21 protein-coding genes are annotated in these 21,988 nt (G+C 59.2%); 14 read left to right on the top strand and 7 right to left on the bottom strand.

Going from position 1 to position 21,988, the window contains the following annotated elements; all coding sequences use genetic code 11:
- The first annotated feature begins 2 nt into the window (after nucleotides 1-2).
- The 3 genes from efeO (ACTWLJ_RS21105) to efeO (ACTWLJ_RS21095) are packed head-to-tail and all read left to right on the top strand — an operon-like array spanning nucleotide 3 to nucleotide 3,376.
- Nucleotides 3-1,202, top strand: coding sequence for an iron uptake system protein EfeO (gene efeO, locus ACTWLJ_RS21105; RefSeq protein WP_445178294.1), 1,200 nt, complete (start codon nucleotides 3-5; stop codon nucleotides 1,200-1,202).
- 17 nt (nucleotides 1,203-1,219) lie between these two features.
- Entirely contained in the window at nucleotides 1,220-2,518 is a 1,299-nt protein-coding gene (efeB, locus tag ACTWLJ_RS21100) for an iron uptake transporter deferrochelatase/peroxidase subunit (protein WP_445178293.1), read from the top strand.
- Nucleotides 2,519-2,551: 33 nt separating this feature from the next.
- Nucleotides 2,552-3,376, top strand: coding sequence for an iron uptake system protein EfeO (efeO, locus tag ACTWLJ_RS21095; RefSeq protein ID WP_401207923.1), 825 nt, complete (start codon nucleotides 2,552-2,554; stop codon nucleotides 3,374-3,376).
- A 132-nt stretch (nucleotides 3,377-3,508) separates the two neighbouring features.
- Here efeO (ACTWLJ_RS21095) and pssA read toward each other — a convergent pair whose 3' ends face one another.
- Complete coding sequence (gene pssA / locus ACTWLJ_RS21090; protein ID WP_401207920.1) at nucleotides 3,509-4,852, bottom strand: CDP-diacylglycerol--serine O-phosphatidyltransferase; 1,344 nt, start codon at nucleotides 4,850-4,852, stop codon at nucleotides 3,509-3,511.
- Between the two features lie 206 nt (nucleotides 4,853-5,058).
- On the opposite strand from pssA, the gene ACTWLJ_RS21085 reads away from it, so the two are divergent.
- Nucleotides 5,059-5,622, top strand: a complete 564-nt coding sequence (locus ACTWLJ_RS21085; RefSeq protein ID WP_445178292.1) for a TetR/AcrR family transcriptional regulator — start codon at nucleotides 5,059-5,061, stop codon at nucleotides 5,620-5,622.
- A 55-nt stretch (nucleotides 5,623-5,677) separates the two neighbouring features.
- A complete protein-coding gene (locus tag ACTWLJ_RS21080) occupies nucleotides 5,678-6,157 on the top strand; it encodes a nuclear transport factor 2 family protein (RefSeq protein WP_445178291.1) in 480 nt (159 codons plus the stop codon).
- A 122-nt stretch (nucleotides 6,158-6,279) separates the two neighbouring features.
- On the opposite strand, the gene sfnG is transcribed toward ACTWLJ_RS21080, so the two are convergent.
- A complete protein-coding gene (gene sfnG, locus ACTWLJ_RS21075) occupies nucleotides 6,280-7,362 on the bottom strand; it encodes a dimethylsulfone monooxygenase SfnG (protein ID WP_445178290.1) in 1,083 nt (360 codons plus the stop codon).
- 358 nt (nucleotides 7,363-7,720) lie between these two features.
- Here sfnG and ACTWLJ_RS21070 point away from each other — a divergent pair, with 358 nt between their 5' ends.
- Nucleotides 7,721-8,500, top strand: a complete 780-nt coding sequence (locus ACTWLJ_RS21070) for a TSUP family transporter (RefSeq protein WP_401207908.1) — start codon at nucleotides 7,721-7,723, stop codon at nucleotides 8,498-8,500.
- Here ACTWLJ_RS21070 and nudC read toward each other — a convergent pair.
- From nudC to ACTWLJ_RS21055, 3 genes are all read right to left on the bottom strand, one after another.
- A complete protein-coding gene (nudC, locus tag ACTWLJ_RS21065) occupies nucleotides 8,468-9,298 on the bottom strand; it encodes an NAD(+) diphosphatase (RefSeq protein WP_445178289.1) in 831 nt (276 codons plus the stop codon). The genes ACTWLJ_RS21070 and nudC overlap by 33 nt on opposite strands.
- Before the next feature lie 6 nt (nucleotides 9,299-9,304).
- Nucleotides 9,305-10,117 (bottom strand): crotonase/enoyl-CoA hydratase family protein, encoded by an 813-nt coding sequence (locus ACTWLJ_RS21060; RefSeq protein ID WP_445178288.1) that lies wholly within the window; start codon nucleotides 10,115-10,117, stop codon nucleotides 9,305-9,307.
- A 219-nt stretch (nucleotides 10,118-10,336) separates the two neighbouring features.
- Nucleotides 10,337-11,110 (bottom strand): class I SAM-dependent methyltransferase, encoded by a 774-nt coding sequence (locus tag ACTWLJ_RS21055; RefSeq protein WP_401221434.1) that lies wholly within the window; start codon nucleotides 11,108-11,110, stop codon nucleotides 10,337-10,339.
- Nucleotides 11,111-11,250: 140 nt separating this feature from the next.
- Here ACTWLJ_RS21055 and ACTWLJ_RS21050 point away from each other — a divergent pair, with 140 nt between their 5' ends.
- Genes ACTWLJ_RS21050 through pncA form a run of 5 tightly spaced genes read left to right on the top strand, consistent with a single transcriptional unit; the run spans nucleotide 11,251 to nucleotide 14,353 of the window.
- The gene (locus ACTWLJ_RS21050) at nucleotides 11,251-11,811 is read left to right on the top strand and encodes a cytochrome b (protein ID WP_445178287.1); all 561 of its coding nucleotides are present in this window, start codon (nucleotides 11,251-11,253) and stop codon (nucleotides 11,809-11,811) included.
- Between the two features lie 29 nt (nucleotides 11,812-11,840).
- Nucleotides 11,841-12,371 carry a tetratricopeptide repeat protein gene (locus ACTWLJ_RS21045; protein ID WP_445178286.1) on the top strand — a complete coding sequence of 177 codons (531 nt, stop codon included), beginning with the start codon at nucleotides 11,841-11,843 and terminating at the stop codon, nucleotides 12,369-12,371.
- 22 nt (nucleotides 12,372-12,393) lie between these two features.
- Nucleotides 12,394-12,921: an RNA polymerase sigma factor gene (locus tag ACTWLJ_RS21040; RefSeq protein WP_445181393.1), complete on the top strand. Its 528-nt coding sequence runs from the start codon at nucleotides 12,394-12,396 to the stop codon at nucleotides 12,919-12,921.
- Complete coding sequence (locus ACTWLJ_RS21035; RefSeq protein ID WP_445178285.1) at nucleotides 12,918-13,676, top strand: anti-sigma factor family protein; 759 nt, start codon at nucleotides 12,918-12,920, stop codon at nucleotides 13,674-13,676. Before ACTWLJ_RS21040 ends, ACTWLJ_RS21035 begins: the two co-directional genes overlap by 4 nt.
- A 50-nt stretch (nucleotides 13,677-13,726) precedes the next feature.
- The gene (gene pncA / locus ACTWLJ_RS21030; RefSeq protein ID WP_445178284.1) at nucleotides 13,727-14,353 is read left to right on the top strand and encodes a bifunctional nicotinamidase/pyrazinamidase; all 627 of its coding nucleotides are present in this window, start codon (nucleotides 13,727-13,729) and stop codon (nucleotides 14,351-14,353) included.
- A gap of 121 nt (nucleotides 14,354-14,474) precedes the next feature.
- On the opposite strand, the gene ACTWLJ_RS21025 is transcribed toward pncA, so the two are convergent.
- Entirely contained in the window at nucleotides 14,475-15,776 is a 1,302-nt protein-coding gene (locus ACTWLJ_RS21025; RefSeq protein WP_445178283.1) for an ATP-binding protein, read from the bottom strand.
- A gap of 4 nt (nucleotides 15,777-15,780) precedes the next feature.
- Nucleotides 15,781-16,482, bottom strand: coding sequence for a response regulator (locus tag ACTWLJ_RS21020; RefSeq protein ID WP_401209683.1), 702 nt, complete (start codon nucleotides 16,480-16,482; stop codon nucleotides 15,781-15,783).
- Nucleotides 16,483-16,759: 277 nt separating this feature from the next.
- Between ACTWLJ_RS21020 and ACTWLJ_RS21015 the strand changes: the two genes are divergently transcribed.
- From ACTWLJ_RS21015 to ACTWLJ_RS21005, 3 genes are all read left to right on the top strand, one after another.
- Complete coding sequence (locus ACTWLJ_RS21015) at nucleotides 16,760-17,917, top strand: efflux RND transporter periplasmic adaptor subunit (protein ID WP_445178282.1); 1,158 nt, start codon at nucleotides 16,760-16,762, stop codon at nucleotides 17,915-17,917.
- Nucleotides 17,918-17,932: 15 nt separating this feature from the next.
- Nucleotides 17,933-21,031 (top strand): multidrug efflux RND transporter permease subunit, encoded by a 3,099-nt coding sequence (locus ACTWLJ_RS21010; protein WP_445178281.1) that lies wholly within the window; start codon nucleotides 17,933-17,935, stop codon nucleotides 21,029-21,031.
- A 177-nt stretch (nucleotides 21,032-21,208) separates the two neighbouring features.
- Nucleotides 21,209-21,850: a DUF1345 domain-containing protein gene (locus tag ACTWLJ_RS21005; protein WP_445178280.1), complete on the top strand. Its 642-nt coding sequence runs from the start codon at nucleotides 21,209-21,211 to the stop codon at nucleotides 21,848-21,850.
- Nucleotides 21,851-21,988 lie beyond the last annotated feature (138 nt).

Here is a 21,988-nt window from a genome sequence, read left to right as displayed (position 1 = left end):
TCATGTCAAAGCCTACTTCTCCTCAGGCCTCGCCTCCCCGCGCCTTGCGTTGGGCGGTGGCCGGCTCGGTGGTCGTGATGATCGCCGCCGGTGGCCTGTTCTACTACGCCTCGAAAATGGCCGCAGCCAAACGTCAGCTCAATCATGACGAAGTGGTGGTGAACATTCATTCCCACAGCTGCGAGCCAAACGCACTGACCGTCCCGGCGGGCCGCGCCAGTTTCCGCATCGTCAACCGCTCCGACCGGGCGGTGGAATGGGAAATTCTCGACGGCGTGCTGGTAATCGAAGAACGGGAAAACATTGCTCCCGGCCTGAGCCAAGTGATCAACGCCAATCTGCAACCCGGCGACTACACCATCACTTGCGGCTTGCTGAGCAACCCGCGTGGCACATTGCACGTGACCCCGACCGCCGCCTCCGATGCCGCCGCCAAAGCCAAGCCGTCGATGGTTGCCTTCGTCGGGCCGCTGTCGGAATTCCGAGTCTATCTGGCCAGCCAGGGCAGCGCGCTGATCAAAGCGGTGACCGCGCTCAATCAAGCAATCGAAAGCGGCGACCTGGCTCAGGCACAAGCGCTGTACCTGCCGGCGCGCGCGGCTTACCAACGTCTGGCCCCGGCGGCTCAGCGTCTGGCCGAACTGGATAACAACATCAATGCCCGCGCCGATTACTTCGAAAAGCGCGAGCAAGACCCAGCGTTCGTCGGCTTCCACCGCGTCGAATATGCGCTGTTCCAGCAACGCAGCCTCAATGAACTAGTGCCAGTTGCGCAGCGCTTGCTGACCGACGTCACCACGCTCAAGCAACAGCTGCTGGCTCAAACGCTGCCACCCGAGCAACTGGTGAGCATCGTCGTGCGCAACCTCAACACCCTTGCCGACGTGCGCGCTGCCAGCGGTGAAGAAGAACGCTACAGCCACAGCGACCTCAACGGTTTTGCCGCCAATCTGGAAACCGCACACAAAGTGGTCGAGTTGCTGCGGCCGATGCTGAGCAAATCCGCCGCCGATCTGCTGCCGAAAATCGACGCCGCGTTTGCCGACTTCGATGCCGAACTCAACAGCTTCAAGGTCAAGGACGGTTACACCAGTTACGACGCAGTCAGCGGCGAGCAACGCAAACAGCTCGCCGACAAGGCCCAGGCATTGGCCGACGCACTCGATGGAATCGATCCCGCCCTTGGCCTTTCCGGCCTGTAAGCAGAAGACCAATACCGATGAAAGATCTGGAACAACTGAACCTGCAACGTCGCCGTGTCCTGATGGGCATGGGCGCCGCTGGCGTCGCGCTGGCCGGATCGGCCCTGAGCTGCCCGGCGATGGCCGCTGCACCTGCGCAAGTTACCGAAGCACCGAGCAGCGACAAGACCGAAGACCGTCACGACTTCCATGGCACCCACCAGACCGGCATCGTCACCCCGCGTCCGGCGTCCGGCATGCTTGTGTCGTTCGACGTGCTGGCCAGTGATCGCGAGGATCTGGAGCGCCTGTTCCGCACCCTCAACGAGCGCATTGCGTTTCTGATGAAGGGCGGTCCGGTAGCACAGATCGATCCGAAACTGCCGCCGCCGGATTCCGGCATCCTCGGCCCGGTGGTCACCCCGGACAACCTGACGATTACCGTTTCGGTCGGTGAATCGCTGTTCGACGAGCGTTTCGGTCTGGCCGACGCCAAGCCCAAGCGTCTGATCCGCATGGTCGGATTCCCCAACGATGCACTGGAAGCCGATTGCTGCCACGGCGACTTGAGCTTGCAGTTCTGCTCGAACACCACCGACACCAACATTCACGCCCTGCGCGACATCGTCAAAAACCTCCCGGACCTGCTGCTGGTGCGGTGGAAACAGGAAGGCAGCGTGCCGCCGCAAGCCCCGGCCAAACCGGGCGTTCCGGCGCAATCGGCGCGCAACTTTCTCGGTTTTCGCGATGGTTCGGCCAACCCGGATTCCAACAATGCCAAGACCATGGACAGCATCGTCTGGGTGCAACCGGGCAGCGACGAACCGGCCTGGGCGGCGCACGGCAGCTATCAAGCGGTGCGGATCATCCGCAACTTCGTCGAGCGCTGGGATCGCACGCCGTTGCAGGAGCAGGAAAGCATTCTCGGTCGGGTCAAAACCACTGGCGCGCCAATGGGCGGCCAGCATGAAACCGAAGTCCCGGATTACAGCAAAGACCCGGAAGGCAAGCTGACCAAGCTCGACGCGCACATCCGTCTGGCTAACCCGCGCACCGCCGCAAGCCAGGCCAACCTGATCCTGCGCCGGCCGTTCAACTACTCCAACGGCGTGAACAAGAACGGCCAGCTCGACATGGGCCTGCTGTTCATCTGTTACCAGTCCGACCTGGAAAAAGGCTTCATCACCGTGCAGACCCGCCTCAACGGCGAACCCCTTGAGGAATACCTCAAGCCGGTCGGCGGTGGCTACTTCTTCACCCTGCCGGGTGTTACGAGCGACAAGGATTTCATCGGTCGCTCACTGCTGAACGCCACACAACCCAAAACAGCTGCCTAATCAAACCGAAAAAAGCCCCATCGGAGCCGTTCCATGAAAAAGTCGCCACTCGCGTTACTGTTGACCCTCGGTATGCTCAGCACCCCGTTCTCGGCTTTTGCGGCAACCGCGCCGCTGGATCTGGTGGGGCCGGTTTCGGACTACAAGATCTACGTCACTGAACAACTGGATGAGCTGGCCAGCCACACTCAGCAATTCACCGATGCAGTGAAAAAGGGTGACTTGGCCACCGCACAAAAACTCTACGCACCGACCCGCGTCTACTACGAGTCGATCGAGCCGATTGCCGAGCTGTTCAGTGACCTCGATGCGTCCATCGACTCCCGTGTCGACGACCACGAAAAAGGCGTGAAAGCCGAAGACTTCACCGGTTTCCACCGCATCGAATATTCGCTGTTCTCGGAAAAAAGCACCGAAGGCCTGACCGAACTGGCTGACAAGCTCGACAACGACGTCAAGGACCTGCAAACCCGCGTTGCCGGCCTGACCTTCCCGCCTGAAAAAGTCGTCGGTGGTGCTGCCGCACTGCTGGAAGAAGTAGCCGCGACCAAGATTTCCGGTGAAGAAGATCGCTACAGCCACACTGACCTGTACGACTTCCAGGGCAACATCGACGGCGCGAAGAAAATCGTCGACCTGTTCCGTCCGCAGATCGAGAAGCAGGACAAGGCTTTCATCGCCAAAGTAGACAAGAATTTCGCTGCGGTGAACAAGATCCTGGCGAAGTACAAAACCAAGGATGGCGGTTTCGAGACGTATGACAAAGTGAAAGACGCTGACCGTAAAGCACTGGTCGGGCCGGTCAATACCCTGGCTGAAGACCTGTCCACATTGCGTGGCAAGCTCGGTCTGAACTGAGTTTTGTAGCGCCAGCCAGGTCCTCATCGCGGGCAAGCCCGCTCCCACAGGTTCCATAGGTGTTCACAATATTTGTGTTCACTGAAGAACCCTGTGGGAGCGGGCTTGCCCGCGATGACATTTTCAGCCCCGCTACAAAATCCGGTACAGCAACCGCTCAATCCGCACCCGACTCACGCGCTTGAGGAACTTGGCCACTGCGCCCGGGTACTCCGGCAACGTCTGCAGAGTCTGGAAGCTCTCGATACGCGTGGTGTGCTGAAAGATATTCTCCTGCTCCACACGCCGCGGCTCCAGCCACTCGCCTTTCGGATCATCAATCAACAGCGCGTTTTCCAGATCCAGCCGGAACGCACGCGGGTTGAGATTGTTGCCGGTCAGCAAGGTGTAACGCTGATCGACCCACATCCCCTTCAGGTGATAGGTATTGTCGCCGTCGCGCCACAGGTGCAGGTTCAACTGCCCACTGTCGATGTTGCGCTGATGCCGTTTGGCAAAGCGGCGCAGGCTGATCTCGTACAGGTACGGCAGCGCTGCGATCACCTTGAACGGTTCACTCGGCGGGATATAGAAGTCGTTGGCGGTCTTGTCACCGACCACGATGTCGATCTTCACGCCACGCGCCAGCGCACGGTTGATCTCGCGAATCACCCCCAGCGGCAGGTTGAAGTACGGCGTGCAAATGGTCAGTTGCTTCTGCGCGCTGGCGATCAGTTCAATGATCGCCCGGTTCAGCGGGTTGTTCTTGCCGACACCCAGCAACGGTGTAACTGACAAACCGTCGCGGGCAGTGCTGCCGGCGCTGGTGTCGTAGGTCGCGTGCTTGAGGCGGCTGCGCAGGTCGCCGATGTCGTTGCGCAGGCTGCGAGTGGTCGGCAGATCCGGCAGGTCGAGGCGATGCACCGCTTTGGATTCAATCAGTCCGTGCTTGACCAGATGATGCATCGAATCCGCCAGCTCGCGGTTCTGCAACAGGTGATAACGGTCGAAACGGTACTTGTCGAACTTGTGCAGATAGACGTTGTTCAGACTCGCACCGCTGTAGATCACGCAGTCGTCGATCACAAAGCCTTTCAAATGCAGCACGCCGAACAGCTCGCGGGTCTGCACCGGAACGCCGTAGACCGGCACCTCACTGGCGTGGGTGCGGGTCATTTCCTGATACCACGCCGAGTTGCCCGGCTGCTTGCCGGCGCCGATCAGCCCGCGCTGAGCGCGAAGCCAGTCAACCACCACGACGATTTCCAGCTCGGGCCGTTTGAGTTTGGCGGCGTGCAAGGCATCGAGAATTTCCTGACCGGCCTCGTCGTTTTGCAGGTACAGCGCAACGATATAGATGCGCCGGGTCGCCTCAGCGATTTTTTCCAGCAGGCAACGACGGTAATCGGCAGCGCCGGGCAGAATGCTCACAGCCTCGGCGGTCAGCGGAAAGCTGCGCAGTTTAGGCAGCAGAGAACGTTTGAAAAGCAACGGCATAGGGCTCGCAATGGGTCGAATCCGAAGAACCCGAGAGCTTACACCATCGACTCGTTCGGGTCTTGTTACTGTCTGTAATGGCCCCTTCGCGAGCAAGCTCGCTCCTACAGGGGAATGCATTTCAAATGTGGGAGCGAGCTTGCTCGCGAAAGCAATTCTACAAGCTGCACTTGACCAAGGAGAACGATCATTCTACTGTTCGCCACATGAACGAAATCAGTGAAAGCCCAACCCGCGACATCATTCTGGATGTCACCGAAAAGTTGATCTACAAAAGCGGCATCGCTGCCACCGGCATGGATCTGCTGGTGAAAACCGCCGGCGTCTCCAGAAAAAGCATCTACCGCTACTTCGCCAACAAAGAGGAGCTGACCGTCGCCGCCCTGCAACGCCGCGATGTGCGTTGGATGCGTTGGTACAGAACCGCCGTCGATCAGGCCGAAACCCCGGCTGACCGCCTGCTTAATTTGTTCACCGTGCTCAAGGGCTGGTTCGCTTCGGAAGGCTTTCGTGGCTGCGCGTTCATCAATACCAGTGGCGAAACCGGTGATCCGCAGGACCCGGTGCGACTGGTCGCCAAAGAACACAAACAGAAGCTGCTCGACTACGTGTGCGAGCTGTGTACCGAACATGGCGCCGAAGATCCGCAACTGTTGGCTAAACAGCTGCTGATCCTGATTGACGGTGCCATTACCGTAGCGCTTGTGATGGGTGATCACAGTGCCGCCGATAATGCGCAATGCATGGCGCGGAAGTTATTGGACCTGTAACGCCTTATACAAGCCTGACATGTTGTTCAAATGTAATTTGATCGGGAGACTGACTATGTCTACTGCAGCCCAAACACGTCCGCCATTGCCACCGTTCAACCGAGAATCAGCCATCGAGAAAGTTCGTCTGGCCGAGGATGGCTGGAATTCCCGCGACCCGGAACGGGTATCGCTGGCTTACACCCTCGACACCCAATGGCGTAACCGTGCCGAGTTCGCCAACAACCGCGAGGAAGCCAAAGGTTTCCTGATTCGCAAATGGGCCAAGGAACTGGATTACCGGTTGATCAAAGAGCTATGGGCCTACTCGGACACGCGGATTGCCGTGCGTTATGCCTATGAATGGCACGACGATTCGGGCAATTGGTTTCGCTCTTACGGCAATGAGAATTGGGAGTTCGATGACAACGGGTTGATGTTCCAGCGTTACGCCTGCATCAACGATCTGCCGATCAAGGAAAGTGAACGCAAGTTCCACTGGCCGCTCGGGCGGCGTCCGGATGACCACCCAGGTCTGAGCGACCTCGGCCTATAACGTAACCAACATTCCCCTTGTGGGAGCTAGCCTGCTAGCGATGGCGGATTGTCAGTCAACGAGGTGTTGAATGTTCAATCGCTATCGCTAGCAGGCTAGCTCCCACAAGGGTTTTGGGGTGGTCAGGCGGCCTCGGTCAATTTTCTGGCTTCCAGTTCACGCACCAGCGGCAATACCCGTTTACCGAAATACTCCACTTCTTCCTGAAAATGCAAGAACCCCGCCAGCACCAGATCCACTCCCACCGCTTTCAACGCCACAATCCGCTCGGCAATCTGCAGCGGCGTGCCGATCAGATTGGTCTTGAAGCCATCGTTGTATTGCACCAGATCTTCGAATGTCGATTTCGCCCAGTTACCCTCGCCCTCCGGCGATGCCCTGCCCGCCTGCTTCGCTGCATCACCGAAGGCGTTGACCGCTTCCGGGTCTGCCTGATCAATGATCTGCGCCAACACCGCCCGCGCCTCTTCTTCGGTGTCACGGGCAATGACGAACGCGTTGACCCCGACTTTCACCGAATGATTGTTCGCGGCAGCTTTGACCCGAATGTCATCGACCTGCGCCTTGATCCCCTCGACGCTGTTGCCGTTGGTGAAATACCAGTCCGACACCCGCGCTGCCATATCCCGCGCCGCCCGTGAACTACCGCCCTGGAAGATCTCCGGTTTACCCAGTGGTTTCGGTTTCAGGCTGTAGTTGTCGAAACGGTAGAAGTCGCCACGGAAGGTGAAATTGTCCTGGCTCCAGACGCCTTTCAATGAGCGGATGAATTCTTCGGAACGACGATAGCGCTCATCGTGCTCCAGCCAGTGCTCGCCGATGGCCTGAAACTCGCCTTTGAACCAGCCGCTGACGATATTTACCGCGATTCGGCCATTGGTCAGTTGATCGATAGTCGCCAGTTGCTTGGCCGCCAGCGCTGGTTGCCATGGACCCGGCAGGATCGCGGCGATCACTTTGAGTTTGCTGGTAGCGGCGAGCAATGCGTGGCTGAAGGCGACTGATTCATGTTGAAACTCGGCGCCATAACCGGCGGTAAAACGAATCTGTGTCAGGGCGTATTCGAAGCCTGCCGCCTCGGCGAGTTGCGCCAGTTTGCGGTTGTAGTCGATGCCCCAGTCGGTGCGTTGCTCGATCTTGCTGACCACCAGACCACCACTGACGTTCGGCACCCAGTAGGCGAATTTCACGGCTTGCTGACTCATTGGCGTGTCCTCGGGACTTATCGGGAGATGAGAGAGGTAGAGCAGCAAGCGTGCCAGGCTGTAAATACCCGGTTTTGTTGGGTCTTGGAGTAGGGTTGATGTTCTGTGGAGGGAGATTTGTTGGCGGGTTGTTGTGTGGGCAACAGTTGATTCATTTGCTGGCTGCAATGCCTTCATCGCTGGCAAGCCAGCTCCCACAGGGATCGGAGTGAACAGTGATCTTGTGTACACAACAAAAACCTGTGGGAGCTGGCTTGCCAGCGATGGCGGATGATGGGTCGCCGCAACACCTGGAAATGAGTAACATGACCGACCTCCCCGCAGCCCCGATCTGCGCCCTGCCGAATAAGCCGATTCCATGCCTTTCGAACTCAGCGTTGACCTCACCACCCTGGCCATTCTGGCCCTCGTCGCTTTCATTGCCGGATTCATCGACGCCATCGCTGGCGGTGGCGGTCTGCTGACAACTCCGGCATTGCTCACTGCCGGTTTGCCGCCGCATCTGGTGCTGGGCACCAACAAACTCAGTTCGACCTTCGGCTCGGCCACCGCAAGCTTTACCTTTTATCGACGCAAACTGTTCCATCCTCGGCAGTGGGTACACGCAATCGTCGGCACATTGGTTGGCGCGCTGGCCGGCGCCATCGTCGCCCATTACCTGCCCGCCGAATGGCTGAACAAAATGCTCCCGGTGATCGTGTTTGCCTGCGGCGTCTATCTATTGTTCGGTGGCACGCCGAAGGCACCGCTGGACAGCGATGCGCCGATCAAAAAGAAATGGCAGTCAACCCAGGGTTTCAGCCTCGGTTTCTATGACGGTGTTGCCGGCCCCGGCACAGGCGCGTTCTGGACAGTCAGCAGCCTGCTGCTCTATCCAATCGATCTGGTCAAAGCCAGCGGCGTGGCGCGCAGCATGAACTTCGTCAGCAACATTGCGGCGCTGTCGGTGTTCGTGTTTTCCGGGCAAGTGGACTGGATCATCGGCCTGAGCATGGGCCTGTCGGTGATGGTCGGCGCATTCTTCGGGGCGCGCACCGCAATCAGCGGCGGCGCCAAGTTCATTCGTCCGGTGTTCATCACCGTAGTGTTGGGTTTGACCGTACGGCTAGCCTGGCAACACTGGTTCAGCGTGGCCTAAGCGCCGCGCCACATAGACGTCGATCAGGTAACGGGCAATCGATTTGGACGCCGGCAACGGTGGCAGATCGTGCACGTTGAACCACTGGGCGTCTTCGATCTCGTCTTCCTGACAGACAATCTCGCCACCCGCGTATTCGGCATGGAAGCCCAGCATCATCGAGTGCGGGAACGGCCAGCACTGGCTGCCCAGGTACTGGATATTCTTCACCTCGATCTGCACTTCTTCGCGCACTTCACGAATCAGGCAATCCTCGGCCGACTCGCCCGGTTCAGCGAACCCGGCCAGCGTGCTATAGACCCCGGTAACGAAACGCGGTGAGCGCGCCAGCAGGATTTCGTCGCCACGGGTCACCAGCACAATCATGCTCGGCGAGATCCGTGGATAGCTGCGCAAATCGCAAGGCTGGCAATACATCGCCCGCTCACGCGGCACCTGAGTCATGGCCTGGCCGCAGTTACCGCAAAAACGGTGCTCACGGGCCCAGGTGCCAATCTGCGCGGCGTAACCGAGCACCTTGTAGATCGTGTGATCGCCCTCAAGCATGAACGCCCGCAGACCTTTCCAGTTGCAACCCGGCACTTCGCTGGAACTGCGCAGCTCCAGCAAATACACCGGCTCGCCATCGAGATGGCCGATGCCGTGTTCGGCGAGGATCGACAAGTCCTGGCGCTTTAGCCATTCACGCGGGAACAGCGCGCCATTGTCGTCGAACAGGAAGCCTTCGGGGCTGCGCGCAACGGCCCAGCCGCCGGGTTGATCGGTGTCCAGTACTGCGGTGGTCCAACGAGATGTCATGGTTTCTCAGTCCAGAAATTCGGGTTTCTGTTTGCTCATATGGGCGGCCATGGCCACGCGCAAGTCGGTGGATTGCAGCATGGCGGCGTTCCAGGTAGCAACGTACTCAAGACCGTCGTCGATACGATGGTCACGCATGTAGCTGATCATTTCCTTGGTGCCGGTGACCGCAATCGGCGACTTGCCGGCGATGTCACGGGCGATGTCCATCACACCTTCGAGCAGCGCGTCCTTGTCAGCGTAAACGCGATTGACCAGACCCATGCTGCGCGCTTCTTCAGCGCCGAAGTTGCGACCGGTGTAAGCCAGTTCACGCAGCATGCCGTCTCCGATGATTCGCGGCAACCGTTGCAGCGTACCGACGTCGGCAGCCATGCCGATATCGATTTCCTTGATCGAGAATTGCGCGTCTTCAGCGGCGTAACGCATGTCGCAGGCGGCGATCAGGTCGATGGCGCCGCCCAGGCAATAACCCTGAATGGCCGCAATCACCGGTTTACGGCAGTTGTCGACCGCATTGAACGAGGCTTGCAGGGTGAGAATCTTGCGCCGCAGCAGGCGTGCGTTGCGGCCGACGTCTTTGCCCAGTTCATTGGCGACGCCGGCGAGCATCATCAGGTCGATGCCGGAGGAAAAATGTTTGCCGTTGCCGCTGAGCACTACAACCCGCACTTCGTCGGTGTCATCGATCCACTGGAAAATCTCGACGATCTCGCTCCAGAACGCAGCGTTCATCGAGTTGATCTTTTCCGGGCGGTTGATCTGCACATGGGCGATGTTGTTCGCCAGTTCGACGCTGAAGGCGGTGTATTGAGTCATGGCAGTGATCCTTTACCGGGCAGAAAATGAGGCCCGAACTATAACAAGGCATCGCCACGGCGGTTCGGCCAAATGCGGGACTGGCTGAAATGTACTTTGTCAGATCGGGCCCCATCGCGGGCAAGCCACGCTCCCACAGATATCGTGTTCTACGAAAACGTTGTGATCACTACGAATCCTGTGGGAGCGTGGCTTGCCCGCGATGCAGTCACCGCAGTTCTAACTGCCCTTCACCGCCACAAACGCCGCCGTCTCGTAAGGCACCGTCAACACATGCCGCCCACGCAACTCCGGCTCAGCCGCAACCAACGCCCGAATCTGCTCATCGACGCCATCACGCTGTGCCTGCGGTAGCGCGGCAATAAAACTGGTGGATCGCACGCGATTGAACAGCACATCCTCCGGCGAGCCGGTATGCCCATGATGAAAGCGCTGCACTTGCAACGGCCCAAACGCCTGATGCGGAAACGCCTCGCGCCACGCCCCGGTGTAATAACGCGGCGTATCGCCTTCCAGCGCATTGACGATGGCATCAAGCTTGGGCACCCAACTGACCTGGGTATCACGCAGATTCCAGATCAGCCCCAACTTGCCACCGGGCCTGAGTACCCGGGCGATTTCGGTCAAGGCCTCGGCACTGGCAAACCAGTGGAACGCCTGGGCGCAGATCACCACGTCCACAGATGCGTCGGGCAATGGCAGATCCGTCGCCGAGCCGTTCACCGCCAAAACGTCGGGCCACGCGGCGGACAACTTCTCCAGCATTTGCGGCACTGGCTCTACTGCAATCACTTGCGCGCCGGTCGCGACCAGTCGACCGGTGAACTTGCCAGTCCCGGCCCCCAGATCAATCACCGTCTTGTGGCCATCCAGCCCCAGCGTCCTGGTCAACCACTCGCTGACCTGCGGCGGATAGTCCGGCCGGCCTTTGACGTAAGTGTCGGCGGCGGTTTTGTAGCCGGTGGCGGCAGAATGGTGGACATGATCTTTCATGGCAGTTCCCCTGGGACTCGACGGTGGGCGCCCACGAGCATACCGCCAGATTTTGTGTCTACCTTGAACAGTCGCTGACAAACCAATGAATAAAATTCCAGCGTCGCGTGTTAACCGTACATCGACTATGAGGATGCGATATGACCACTGACTCCACCGACCTGCCCGTCCGTTACGACCGCCTGACCATGAGCCTGCACTGGCTGACCGCGCTGCTGGTGATTGGCCTGTTCGCCTGTGCACAAATCTGGGAACAACTGCCCAAGGGCACGCCGCTGCGCAAGGAATTGCAGGCGCTGCACATCTCTTGCGGGATTCTGTTGGCGGTAATCGTCGTTTGCAGGCTGCTTTGGCGGTTGCTCAAGGGGCGGCGCTTACCGGCGGCCAATCAGGGCGCGCTGAACATTCTGGCGAAAACCGCACATCTGGCCCTGTATGCGCTGCTGCTGAGCCAGATTGTGCTCGGATTCCTGTTGCGCTGGGCCCAGGCAGAACCTTTCAACTTCTTCGGCCTGTTCGATGTCCCAACCCTGATCAGCTTCGATAAAAGCATGAAATCGGTGTTCGGCGGCCTGCACGAACAGGTGGCCTGGGCCATCATCATTCTGGCGTCGTTGCATGCCTTGGTGGCGCTGGTGCACCACTACGGTCTGCGCGACAACACCTTGCGGCGCATGCTACCGGGACGTGATTTGAACTGAAACGCGACTTTCACTCTGGAGCCTTGCCCATGACTATCCGTTCCGTTATGTTCGCCGCCCCGCTGCTGCTGGCGGCTGCCTTGTCCAGCCATTTGGCCTTCGCCAATGGCGATGACGATGAGCCGGCCAAACCTAACTGCCCCAAAGGCCAGGTCTGGGACAGCAAATCGCAAAAATGCGTGTTGCAGACCAGCAGCGCGGTGCCGGATGCAGATCGCACCGATTACGCCTACAGATTGGCCAAGGACGGTCGATACGATGAGGCTCTGGCTCTGCTCGACACCCTGAAACAACCGAACACCGCCAAGGCACTCAATTATCGCGGGTATGCCACGCGCAAATTGGGGCGCACCGACGAAGGCATCGGCTATTACCTGCAATCGGTGAAACTCGATCCGCAGTACGCGCAAGTCCGTGAATACCTCGGCGAGGCCTATGTGATCAAAGGTCGCGTCGATCTGGCGCAAGAGCAGTTGCAGCAGATCAAATCGATTTGCGGCACTGGGTGCGAGGAATACCAGGACCTGGCGGAAGCCATCGACGGTTCGTCGAAAACCTGACCATCAATAAACGGAGGCCATCATCGTCAGCGATCAGGCATTCAGAGCGGAACTCGGACAGCATCTGGCGCGACTTTGGCGCTACGGCTTGCTGCTGTCGCGCAATCGGCATGTGGCCGAGGATCTGGTGCAGGCGACGTGCGTGCGCGCACTGGAGCGGGCCGGGCAATATGTCGCCGGTACGCGCATGGATCGCTGGCTGCTGAGCATTCTGCATTCGATCTGGCTCAACGAAGTGCGCGCCCGCCGCGTGCGCCAGGGTTCGGGACAGGTCGATGCCGATGGTCAGCTGGCGTTCGACGGTGAATACGCCGCGCAGACGCATGTGATGGCCGCGCAGGTGATCCGCCGCGTTGATGCGTTGCCCGAGACCCAGCGTGAAACCGTGTATCTGGCTTACGTTGAAGGCTTGTCCTACCGGGAAGTCGCCGAGATCCTGCAAGTGCCGATCGGCACCGTGATGAGCCGCCTCGCCACCGCACGCCTGAAACTCGCCGAATACCCGCCGCTGCAAGCGGTGCCAAAAGCCACCGGAGGAGACCGTCCATGAACACCCCTTCGGACGAACAACTGGTGGCGTATCTGGACCGCGAAATCGATCCCGAGCAACGTGCCCGGCTCGATAGCGCAATCAGTGAAGATCCGCTGCTCAGCCTGCGCGTGCAATGGCTAAGCCGAAGCAACCTGCCTTATAAGGACGCCTACGACGAACTGGCGCAACAGGCGCCACTTGATCGCCTGCAAGCACGCCTCGATGCAATCCCCTCGCCTGAGCGTCCGGGCCTCAGTCGTCGCTGGTTTATCGGCGCGGCGGCGGCAACCCTGGTGGCAGGCGGCGTGTTGGCTGACCGCTTGTTTCTCGGCTGGCAGACACAGCAATCGCACAATTGGCGCGGGCTGGTGAGCGACTACATGGCCCTCTATGTACCGCAAACCCTTGAGCACTTGCCTGCCGATGAAGCGGCGCAACGTGCGCAATTGCACACCGTCGATGCGCGCCTGGGCCTGAACCTTTCAGTTGCGGCGTTGAAACTGCCCGGCGCCGAATTCAAACGTGCGCAAATACTTGAATATGACGGCGTGCCGATTGCGCAAATCGTTTATCTGGATGCCCGGCACGGGCCTCTGGCGCTGTGCGTCACCCGCTCGAACAGCGGCAGTCAGCCGCTGGCGCATGAGCGCCGGCATGATATGAATGTGGTGTACTGGACCGAGCGCGAACATGCGTGGATGCTGATCGGCCATGACTCGCCGGCGGGACTGGCAGACAAGACGAACTTGTTGAGAAGTCGTTTAACGGTATGAGTTCAGCTGATCTAAGCTGGGTACGTGACTTTCCAGGGAGGACCCCACCGATGAGAATTTCGTCGCGCAGTGCATTGCTGGTCATCGACGTACAGAACGACTTTATCCCTGGTGGCAAACTTGCTGTGCCTGAGGGCGAGCAGATCGTGCCACTGATCAATCAACTCGCTGGTCAGTTCAAACAGGTTGTGATTGCTCAGGACTGGCACCCGGCGGGCCACGCATCGTTCGCCTCCAGTCACCCGGGGCGCAAGCCTTACGATGTGATTCAACTGCCATATGGCGAACAAACCCTTTGGCCTGACCACTGCGTGCAAAACACAGCGGGTGCCGAATTTCACTCGGGGCTGGACCTGCCCCACGCGCAACTGATTATCCGCAAGGGCTGCAATCCTGACATCGACAGTTATTCGGCGTTTCTGGAGGCTGATCGCAGCAGCACCACGGGACTGGCCGGTTATTTGAAAGAACGCGGTATCGACACGGTTTACATGGTCGGACTGGCGCTGGATTTTTGCGTGATGTTTTCTGCGCTCGATGCGCGTTCGGCGGGGTTCAATGCGTTCGTGGTGCTGGATGCAAGTCGGGCGATTGATCTGGATGGTTCGCTGGCCGTGGCGATAGAACGGATGCAGACGGCCGGGGTCGGCCTGATTCAATCATCCGAACTCATCTAACCGAGATCTCCCTGTAGGAGTGAGCCTGCTCGCGATAGCGTTGTGTCATTCGCTAGTTATTTAGACTGACCCGATGCTATCGCGAGCAGGCTCACTCCTACAGTTGGAATGCGCTGTTCAATCAACTTGGGGTTGGCAACCACAGTCTGAATCGGGCGCCGCCCAGCGGTGAGGCCTCGACCGTCAGCGTTCCACCCTGAGCTTCCAGGGCGCGGCGGCTGATCGCCAATCCCAAACCAAACCCACCCGTGGCCCGATCCCGACTGCGATCCAGTCGATAAAACGGCTCGAAAATGCGCTCCCGCTCGTCATCCGGTATGCCGATGCCATCGTCATCAACCCAGATCCCGCAACCATCGGCGCTGACCTGCACACCGATCTGAATGCGCTTTTCGCAGTAGCGCATGGCATTGCGCAGCAGGTTCTGAATAGCCCGGGCAGTCAAACGCGGATCAAGCGAAAAGCGTTCGAGTTGACCATGCAACAACACGTCGATAACGATTTCCGGCGATTCCAGCTCTTCATCGACACTACCGAGAATGCTGTCGATGAACTCATCCAGCGACACCTCGACCTGCTCGGGCAATTGCGCCGGATTCTGCAATCGGCTGTACGACAGCAGCTCCAGCACCAACTCATCCAGTTCACGAATGTGCGCGACCAACCCTTGCAGGCGCTCTCGGCTGGCTGCCGGCAAGTCATCGGACAGCGCCAATGCCAGGCCGAAATCCAGCCGGGTCAGCGGCGTGCGCAATTCGTGGGACACGGCGTTGAGCAAGTCGCGCTGCTGATTGAGCAGGTTTTCGATGTCGCCCGCCATGGTGTCGAAGACATTGGCCAGACTGCCGATGTTCGAGCTAGGAGCGATTTTCGTGCGTTCGCTCAAATGGCCTTTACCGAACCGTTCGGCTGCGCCTTTGAGCCGTTCCAGATCACGCCAGTGCGGACGCAGCCACAGCAACAGGCAGGCGAGCATGGTCGCCCCGATCAGCACGTTAATGCTCCAGTACAACAAATTGACGTCCATCGGGTCCGGTGGCACCACCATTTGCACGACGGAAACGTCATCCAGTGGTGTCACCGCCAGCGTACGCCAACCCCAGTCACCGATGCGCACCACGTTCTCGCCTTCTTGCAGACGACCACGTTCGAAGTCGGTGAACTCGGCGTCATCGATGCGCCCGAGGACGATGTGCAGCGGCTGGAAGTCCTTGTCCATCGACGCTGCCAGCGCTGGCCATTGCTCTTTCGACACCGCGTGAAACTGGCGGGTGATCAGCGATTGCAAGCCTCGCGAATAGTCGAGGTTGTAGGTGACAAACCGTTCCCTGAACGCCATCACCACCAAGTCCGGCACCAGATAGATCGCCGCGCTGTACGAGACAATCGTTACCAGATAGAGGCGAAACAGGATTCTGAACATCGACTCAGCATTCCCACTCGGAACGGCTGAACAGATAGCCCTTGCCCCACACGGTCTTGATCTTGCGCGCCTCGCCCGCGTGGTCGTCGAACTTGCGTCGCAGCTTGGAGATCGCCACGTCAACCGAGCGGTCGGTGCCGTTGAATTCGATGCCGCGCAGGCGTTGCAGAATCTGGTCGCGGCTGAGCACTTCGCCGGCATGCCGGGCCAGAACCACCAGCAAGTTGTATTCGCCGCTGGACAGTTCCACCGGTTGCTCGCGCCAGGTCACGGTGCGCTCCGACAAGTCGATGCACAGATTGCCCATGACGATGCGGTCGTTGACGGTCAGCGGTTCGCCGAGGCTGCTGCGACGCAACAAAGTGCGCACCCGAGCCAGCAACACCCGTGGCTCGCACGGTTTGGTCACATAATCGTCGGCACCCATTTCCAGGCCCAGCACCTGATCGTGGCTGTCGTCGCGGGCGGTCAGCATCAGGATCGGCAGCGTTGCCGAGTCGGCGCGCAGTAAACGGCAGACTTGCAAACCGTCGAGGCCCGGCAGCATCAGGTCGAGGATCACCAGATCCGGCGGATTGATCCGCGCCCGCTCACGTACATGGTCACCACGGCCGATAACGTTGACGGAATATCCGTTGCGTTCAAGGTAGCTGGAAATCAGTTCGGCGAGGGCGGTGTCGTCTTCGACCAGGAGGATGTTGGGCATTGGGGTGTTCCAGATATTGCTGTGGTGGATGTCAGACCCTCTTCGCGAGCAAGCTCGCTCCCACAATGATTCTGCGTCGATCACAAAACCCATGTGGGAGCGAGCTTGCTCGCGAAGGCGGCCTAACCGTCACAAAAGAATTCAAGGCGTAAAGGATATACGCCCTCACCCGTCCCTGAGTAAAACCCTTACACAATTTCACACAGCGCCTACAAAGCTTCACCGCTAATCTGCGCACCTGCCCGTAGGATGCGGACATTAAATCTGGGGGTTGTACATGTCGAAGAATCTGCTTGCCGGGCTCAGCCTGATCGCCATGGCGCTGACACTGAGTGCCTGCGACTCATCGTCCAAAGACGAAGAACAGGCGCCGCTGGCCACCGTTCGGGTCGAGACGCTCGAAGCTCGCCCGTTGTCGATCAGCAGCGAGCTGAGTGGGCGGATTGCCGCACCACGGATCGCCGAAGTCCGCGCTCGGGTTGCCGGCGTGGTGCTGGAGCGCAAATTCCGTGAAGGCAGCGACGTGAAAAAGGGTGACGTGCTGTTTCGCATCGACCCTGCCCCGTTCAAGGCCGACCTCGACAGCGCCGATGCCGCGTTGCGCAAAGCCGAGGCCAATGCATTTCAGGCGAAATTGCAGGAGCAGCGTTACGCCCAGTTGATCGACGACAAGGCCATCAGCGCTCAGGACTACGACAACGCCCGCGCCAACGCCTTGCAAACAGCGGCCGACGTTGCTGCCAACAAGGCTGCCGTCGAGCGAGCGAAGCTGAGCCTCGGCTATGCAACCGTCACCGCACCGATTTCCGGGCGTATCGGTCGCGCATTGGTGACTGAAGGCGCACTGGTCGGGCAGAACGAGACCACGCCACTGGCGCTGATCCAGCAACTGAACCCGATTCACGCTGATCTGACCCAGTCGACCCGCGAACTCAACGAATTGCGCCGGGCGTTCCGTTCCGGGCAGTTGCAGCAAGTCGGTCAGGATCAGATCAAGGCAACATTGATTCAGGACGACGGCAGCCTTTATCCGCTGCCGGGCAAGTTGCTGTTCACTGACATCACCGTCGATCCAGGCACCGGTCAGATAATCCTGCGTAGCGAATTCCCCAACCCGGATCTCGATTTGCTGCCCGGCAGTTTCATCCGGGTACGTCTGGAGCAAGCGGTCATTCAGCATGGCATCACCGTGCCGCAACGTGCGATCTCACGGGATAGCGCTGGTATTGCACAAGTCCTGACGGTTGACGATCAGATGCGCGTTGCCCTGCAACCGGTGCAATTGGGCGTGGTGCAGAACGACCGCTGGATCGTCACCGGCGGCCTCAAGCCCGGCGACCGCGTTGTCATCGAAGGCGTGCAACATGCCCGTCCCGGCGAAAAAGTGCAGATCGACGACACCCCTCTTCCACTTGCCCAGACCTCTGGTCAGTAAGCAGGACGCTTTTATATGCCGCAGTTCTTTATCGACCGCCCGGTGTTTGCCTGGGTAGTCGCACTGTTCATCTTGTTGGCCGGTGCGCTGGCCATTCCGCAATTGCCGGTGGCGCAGTACCCCGACGTGGCACCGCCGCAGATCGAAATCTATGCCGTATACCCTGGCGCATCGGCGCAAACCGTCGATGAAAGCGTGGTCAGCCTGATCGAGGAAGAACTCAACGGCGCCGATCACCTGCTGTACTTCGAATCCCAGAGCAGTTTGGGCAGCGCCACCATCAAGGCGACTTTCCAGCCGGGCACCAACCCGGAAATGGCTCAGGTCGATGTGCAGAACCGCTTGAAAGTGGTCGAGTCACGTCTGCCGCAAGCGGTGAACCAGCAAGGTTTGCAGGTCGAGAAGGTTTCCTCGGGTTTCCTGCTGCTGATCACCCTGACCTCCAGTGACGGCAAACTCGATGACGTAGCGCTCAGCGACTATCTGGCGCGCAACGTGATGAACGAAATCAAGCGTCTGGACGGTGTCGGCAAGGCCCAGTTGTATGGCGCCGAACGCGCGATGCGCATCTGGATCGACCCGCAAAAGCTGATCGGCTTCAACCTGACGCCGGCTGACGTCAACGCCGCCATCGTCGCGCAGAACGCTCAGGTTTCCGCTGGCAGCATCGGTGATCTGCCGTCGCCGTCTACGCAGGAAATCACTGCGACGATTCTGGTCAAAGGCCAACTGTCGACTCCGCAAGAGTTCGCCGACATCGTGCTCAAGGCCAATCCCGACGGTTCCACTGTTCGCATTGGCGATGTGGCGCGAGTCGAGATCGGCAGTCAGGAATACCAGTTTGGTACGCGTCTGAATGGCAAGCCGTCCACCGCGGTCGGAGTGCAGCTGTCACCAGGCGCCAACGCTCTGGCAACCGCGACGCTGATCCGGGCCAAAATGGATGAGCTGTCGCGCTACTTCCCGGCCGGTGTGGAATACAAGATTCCGTACGACACGTCGCCATTCGTAAAAGTCTCGATCACTAAAGTGGTGTACACCCTCGGCGAAGCGATGCTGCTGGTGTTCGCGGTGATGTTCCTGTTCCTGCAGAACATCCGTTACACGCTGATTCCAACGCTGGTGGTGCCGGTGGCACTGATGGGCACCTTCGCCACCATGCTGGCACTGGGATTCTCGATCAACGTACTGACCATGTTCGGCATGGTGCTGGCCATCGGTATTCTGGTGGATGACGCCATCGTCGTAGTGGAGAACGTCGAGCGGATCATGGCTACCGAGGGCTTGTCGCCCAAGGAAGCGACGCGTAAAGCCATGGGCCAGATCACCGGAGCTATCATCGGCATTACGCTAGTGCTGGTGGCGGTATTCATTCCGATGGCATTCATGCAGGGTTCCGTCGGCGTGATTTATCGACAGTTCTCGCTGTCGATGGCGACTTCGATCCTGTTCTCGGCGTTCCTCGCGCTGACCCTGACGCCGGCGTTGTGCGCCACTTTGCTCAAGCCGATAGCCAAGGGTGAGCATCACGAGAAAAGCGGGTTCTTCGGCTGGTTCAACCGTCGTTTCGAACAACTCACCGAGCGCTATCAGGGCTGGGTCGGTTACGCGTTGAAACGTACCGGGCGTTATCTGCTGATCTACGTCGTATTGTTGATTGGTCTGGGGCTGTGCTTTGCACGTCTGCCCTCCTCGTTCCTGCCGGTTGAGGATCAGGGTTACACCATCACCGATATTCAGTTGCCACCGGGCGCGACCAAGAATCGTACGGTGCAGGTGGCGGAACAGATCGAAACGCACAACGCCGGCGAACCCGGTGTCAGCGACAGCGTAGTGATTCTGGGTTTCAGCTTTTCCGGTAGCGGGCAGAACGCGGCGTTGGCCTTCACCACGCTTAAAGACTGGTCGCAACGCAGCAGCGACGATTCCGCAACATCGATTGCTGATCGCGCCAACATCGCCCTGAGTCAGATCAAGGACGCCATGGCGTTCTCCGTATTGCCACCGCCAGTAGACGGTCTTGGCACATCCAGTGGTTTCGAGTTCCGCTTGCAGGATCGCGGTGGTCTGGGGCATGCCACACTAATGCAGGCGCGCACTGAATTGCTCGCCGCGGCCGAAAAGAGCCCGATCCTGATGAATGTGCGCGAAAGCGCTCTCGCCGAAGCGCCGCAGGTGCAACTGGAAGTGGATCGTAAACAAGCCAACGCCTTGGGCGTCTCGTTCGCCGACATCGGCAACGTGCTGTCCACCGCCGTCGGTTCGGCGTACATCAACGACTTCCCCAATCAGGGGCGGATGCAGCGCGTCGTGGTGCAAGCCGAGGGTGACCATCGCAGCCAGGTCGACGACCTGTTGAAAATGCACGTACGCAACAGCGCCGGCAACATGGTGCCGTTGTCAGCGTTCGTCCAGGCCAAATGGACACAAGGCCCGGCGCAGCTGACCCGCTACAACGGATATCCGGCAATTTCGATTTCCGGTGAACCAACGCCGGGGCACAGTTCCGGCGAGGCCATGGCCGAAATCGAACGTCTGGTTGCACAAGGACCGAAAGGCCTGGGCCAGGAATGGACCGGTCTGTCGTTACAGGAGCGTTTGTCCGGCAGTCAGGCGCCAATTCTGCTCGGTTTATCGCTGCTGATCGTGTTCCTGTGTCTGGCAGCGTTGTACGAGAGTTGGTCGATTCCGACATCGGTATTGCTCGTGGTGCCACTGGGCGTGCTCGGTGCGGTGCTGGCAGTGACCTTCAGAGGAATGCCGAATGATGTGTTTTTCAAGGTTGGTCTGATCACGATCATCGGTCTGTCGGCGAAAAACGCGATCCTGATCATCGAGTTCGCCAAGAGCTTGTACGACGAAGGTCACGACCTGATCGACGCTACGCTGCAAGCGGCACGCCTGCGCCTGCGGCCAATCGTGATGACATCGCTGGCATTCATTCTCGGTGTGGTGCCGCTGGCGATTGCCACCGGTGCCAGCTCTGCGAGTCAGCAAGCCATCGGCACCGGGGTGATCGGCGGGATGATCACCGCGACGCTGGCGGTGATCTTCGTCCCGGTATTCTTTGTGGTGGTGATGAAGCTCGTACAACGATTCACCAGACACCACTAGTCTCTGTGGGAGCTGGCTTGCCAGCGATAGCGGTGGATCAGTCACCAGACAGATTGACTGTGCCGCCGTCATCGCTGGCAAGCCAGCTCCCACAATGTTTTTCGAACAATCAACTCAGTGGTCACACCCACCAGCGCTGGGCTAAGGTGTACTCACACCCTAGCCCAACGAGTCCTCATGCGCTTCCTCGCCCGCACCCACCCTCGCCTGTCAGCCGCCTTTCTGCTCGGTCTTGCCACCGGTCTTCTGGCACCCGCTGATTCAATCGTCAGCAAAATCCTCATTGGCTGGAACGCCGGCGTCTGGACCTACCTGATCCTGATGTTCTGGCTGACCGTCCGCGCGAAAGCCCCTGACGTCAAACGCATCGCCGAGATCGAAGACGAAAACGCCAGCCTGGTGCTGTTCGTGGTGTGCATCGCCGCGCTGGCCAGTCTCGCCACCATCACTTTCGAACTGGCTGGCAGCAAGGATCTGGACGCCACTCACAAACTGCTGCACTACGGATTCACCGCATTGACGGTGATCGGTTCTTGGTTGTTGATCGGGGTGATTTTCTGCGTGCATTACGCCCGCCTGTTTTACACCTGGGACGGCAAGGAGCCCGCGCTACGTTTCGCGGAAGGCCTCACTACACCCAACTATTGGGACTTTTTGTACTTTTCCTTCACCATCGGCGTTGCCGTACAGACTGCGGACGTCGGGGTCGGGACGCGAGACATGCGTAAGATCGTGCTGGCGCAGTCGCTGATCGGTTTTGTGTTCAATACCGCGATTCTCGGTTTTTCGATAAACATCGCTGCCGGGTTGTTTGGTTAAAAACGCTAAACGCCTTCAAAGCCCTCGTCCACCTGTCAACTCTGACAGTTACGTCCGTGTCCCCAAGCGAATAACCTCGTTTCGGTTGCCGAAATTGCGGTGCAGCGCACGGTTAATAACTCAAGGCGAAGGGACTGA

It is taken from the genome of Pseudomonas sp. McL0111, assembly GCF_052567255.1.
The sequence above is the reverse complement of the archived record's forward strand: the minus strand, read 5'-3'. Positions and strand labels throughout refer to the sequence as shown.

What these genes read in the sequence shown, in the direction of transcription:
- ACTWLJ_RS21010 (WP_445178281.1), top strand. Translation starts at nt 17,933, where the DNA reads ATGCCGCAGTTCTTTATCGACCGCCCGGTGTTTGCCTGGGTAGTCGCA.
- ACTWLJ_RS21015 (WP_445178282.1), top strand. Translation starts at nt 16,760, where the DNA reads ATGTCGAAGAATCTGCTTGCCGGGCTCAGCCTGATCGCCATGGCGCTG.
- sfnG (WP_445178290.1), bottom strand. Translation starts at nt 7,362, where the DNA reads ATGAGTCAGCAAGCCGTGAAATTCGCCTACTGGGTGCCGAACGTCAGT.
- efeO (WP_445178294.1), top strand. Translation starts at nt 3, where the DNA reads ATGTCAAAGCCTACTTCTCCTCAGGCCTCGCCTCCCCGCGCCTTGCGT.
- ACTWLJ_RS21020 (WP_401209683.1), bottom strand. Translation starts at nt 16,482, where the DNA reads ATGCCCAACATCCTCCTGGTCGAAGACGACACCGCCCTCGCCGAACTG.
- ACTWLJ_RS21045 (WP_445178286.1), top strand. Translation starts at nt 11,841, where the DNA reads ATGACTATCCGTTCCGTTATGTTCGCCGCCCCGCTGCTGCTGGCGGCT.
- ACTWLJ_RS21060 (WP_445178288.1), bottom strand. Translation starts at nt 10,117, where the DNA reads ATGACTCAATACACCGCCTTCAGCGTCGAACTGGCGAACAACATCGCC.
- ACTWLJ_RS21070 (WP_401207908.1), top strand. Translation starts at nt 7,721, where the DNA reads ATGCCTTTCGAACTCAGCGTTGACCTCACCACCCTGGCCATTCTGGCC.
- ACTWLJ_RS21050 (WP_445178287.1), top strand. Translation starts at nt 11,251, where the DNA reads ATGACCACTGACTCCACCGACCTGCCCGTCCGTTACGACCGCCTGACC.
- pncA (WP_445178284.1), top strand. Translation starts at nt 13,727, where the DNA reads ATGAGAATTTCGTCGCGCAGTGCATTGCTGGTCATCGACGTACAGAAC.
- ACTWLJ_RS21035 (WP_445178285.1), top strand. Translation starts at nt 12,918, where the DNA reads ATGAACACCCCTTCGGACGAACAACTGGTGGCGTATCTGGACCGCGAA.
- nudC (WP_445178289.1), bottom strand. Translation starts at nt 9,298, where the DNA reads ATGACATCTCGTTGGACCACCGCAGTACTGGACACCGATCAACCCGGC.
- ACTWLJ_RS21025 (WP_445178283.1), bottom strand. Translation starts at nt 15,776, where the DNA reads ATGTTCAGAATCCTGTTTCGCCTCTATCTGGTAACGATTGTCTCGTAC.
- ACTWLJ_RS21080 (WP_445178291.1), top strand. Translation starts at nt 5,678, where the DNA reads ATGTCTACTGCAGCCCAAACACGTCCGCCATTGCCACCGTTCAACCGA.
- ACTWLJ_RS21055 (WP_401221434.1), bottom strand. Translation starts at nt 11,110, where the DNA reads ATGAAAGATCATGTCCACCATTCTGCCGCCACCGGCTACAAAACCGCC.
- efeO (WP_401207923.1), top strand. Translation starts at nt 2,552, where the DNA reads ATGAAAAAGTCGCCACTCGCGTTACTGTTGACCCTCGGTATGCTCAGC.
- ACTWLJ_RS21085 (WP_445178292.1), top strand. Translation starts at nt 5,059, where the DNA reads ATGAACGAAATCAGTGAAAGCCCAACCCGCGACATCATTCTGGATGTC.
- efeB (WP_445178293.1), top strand. Translation starts at nt 1,220, where the DNA reads ATGAAAGATCTGGAACAACTGAACCTGCAACGTCGCCGTGTCCTGATG.
- pssA (WP_401207920.1), bottom strand. Translation starts at nt 4,852, where the DNA reads ATGCCGTTGCTTTTCAAACGTTCTCTGCTGCCTAAACTGCGCAGCTTT.
- ACTWLJ_RS21005 (WP_445178280.1), top strand. Translation starts at nt 21,209, where the DNA reads ATGCGCTTCCTCGCCCGCACCCACCCTCGCCTGTCAGCCGCCTTTCTG.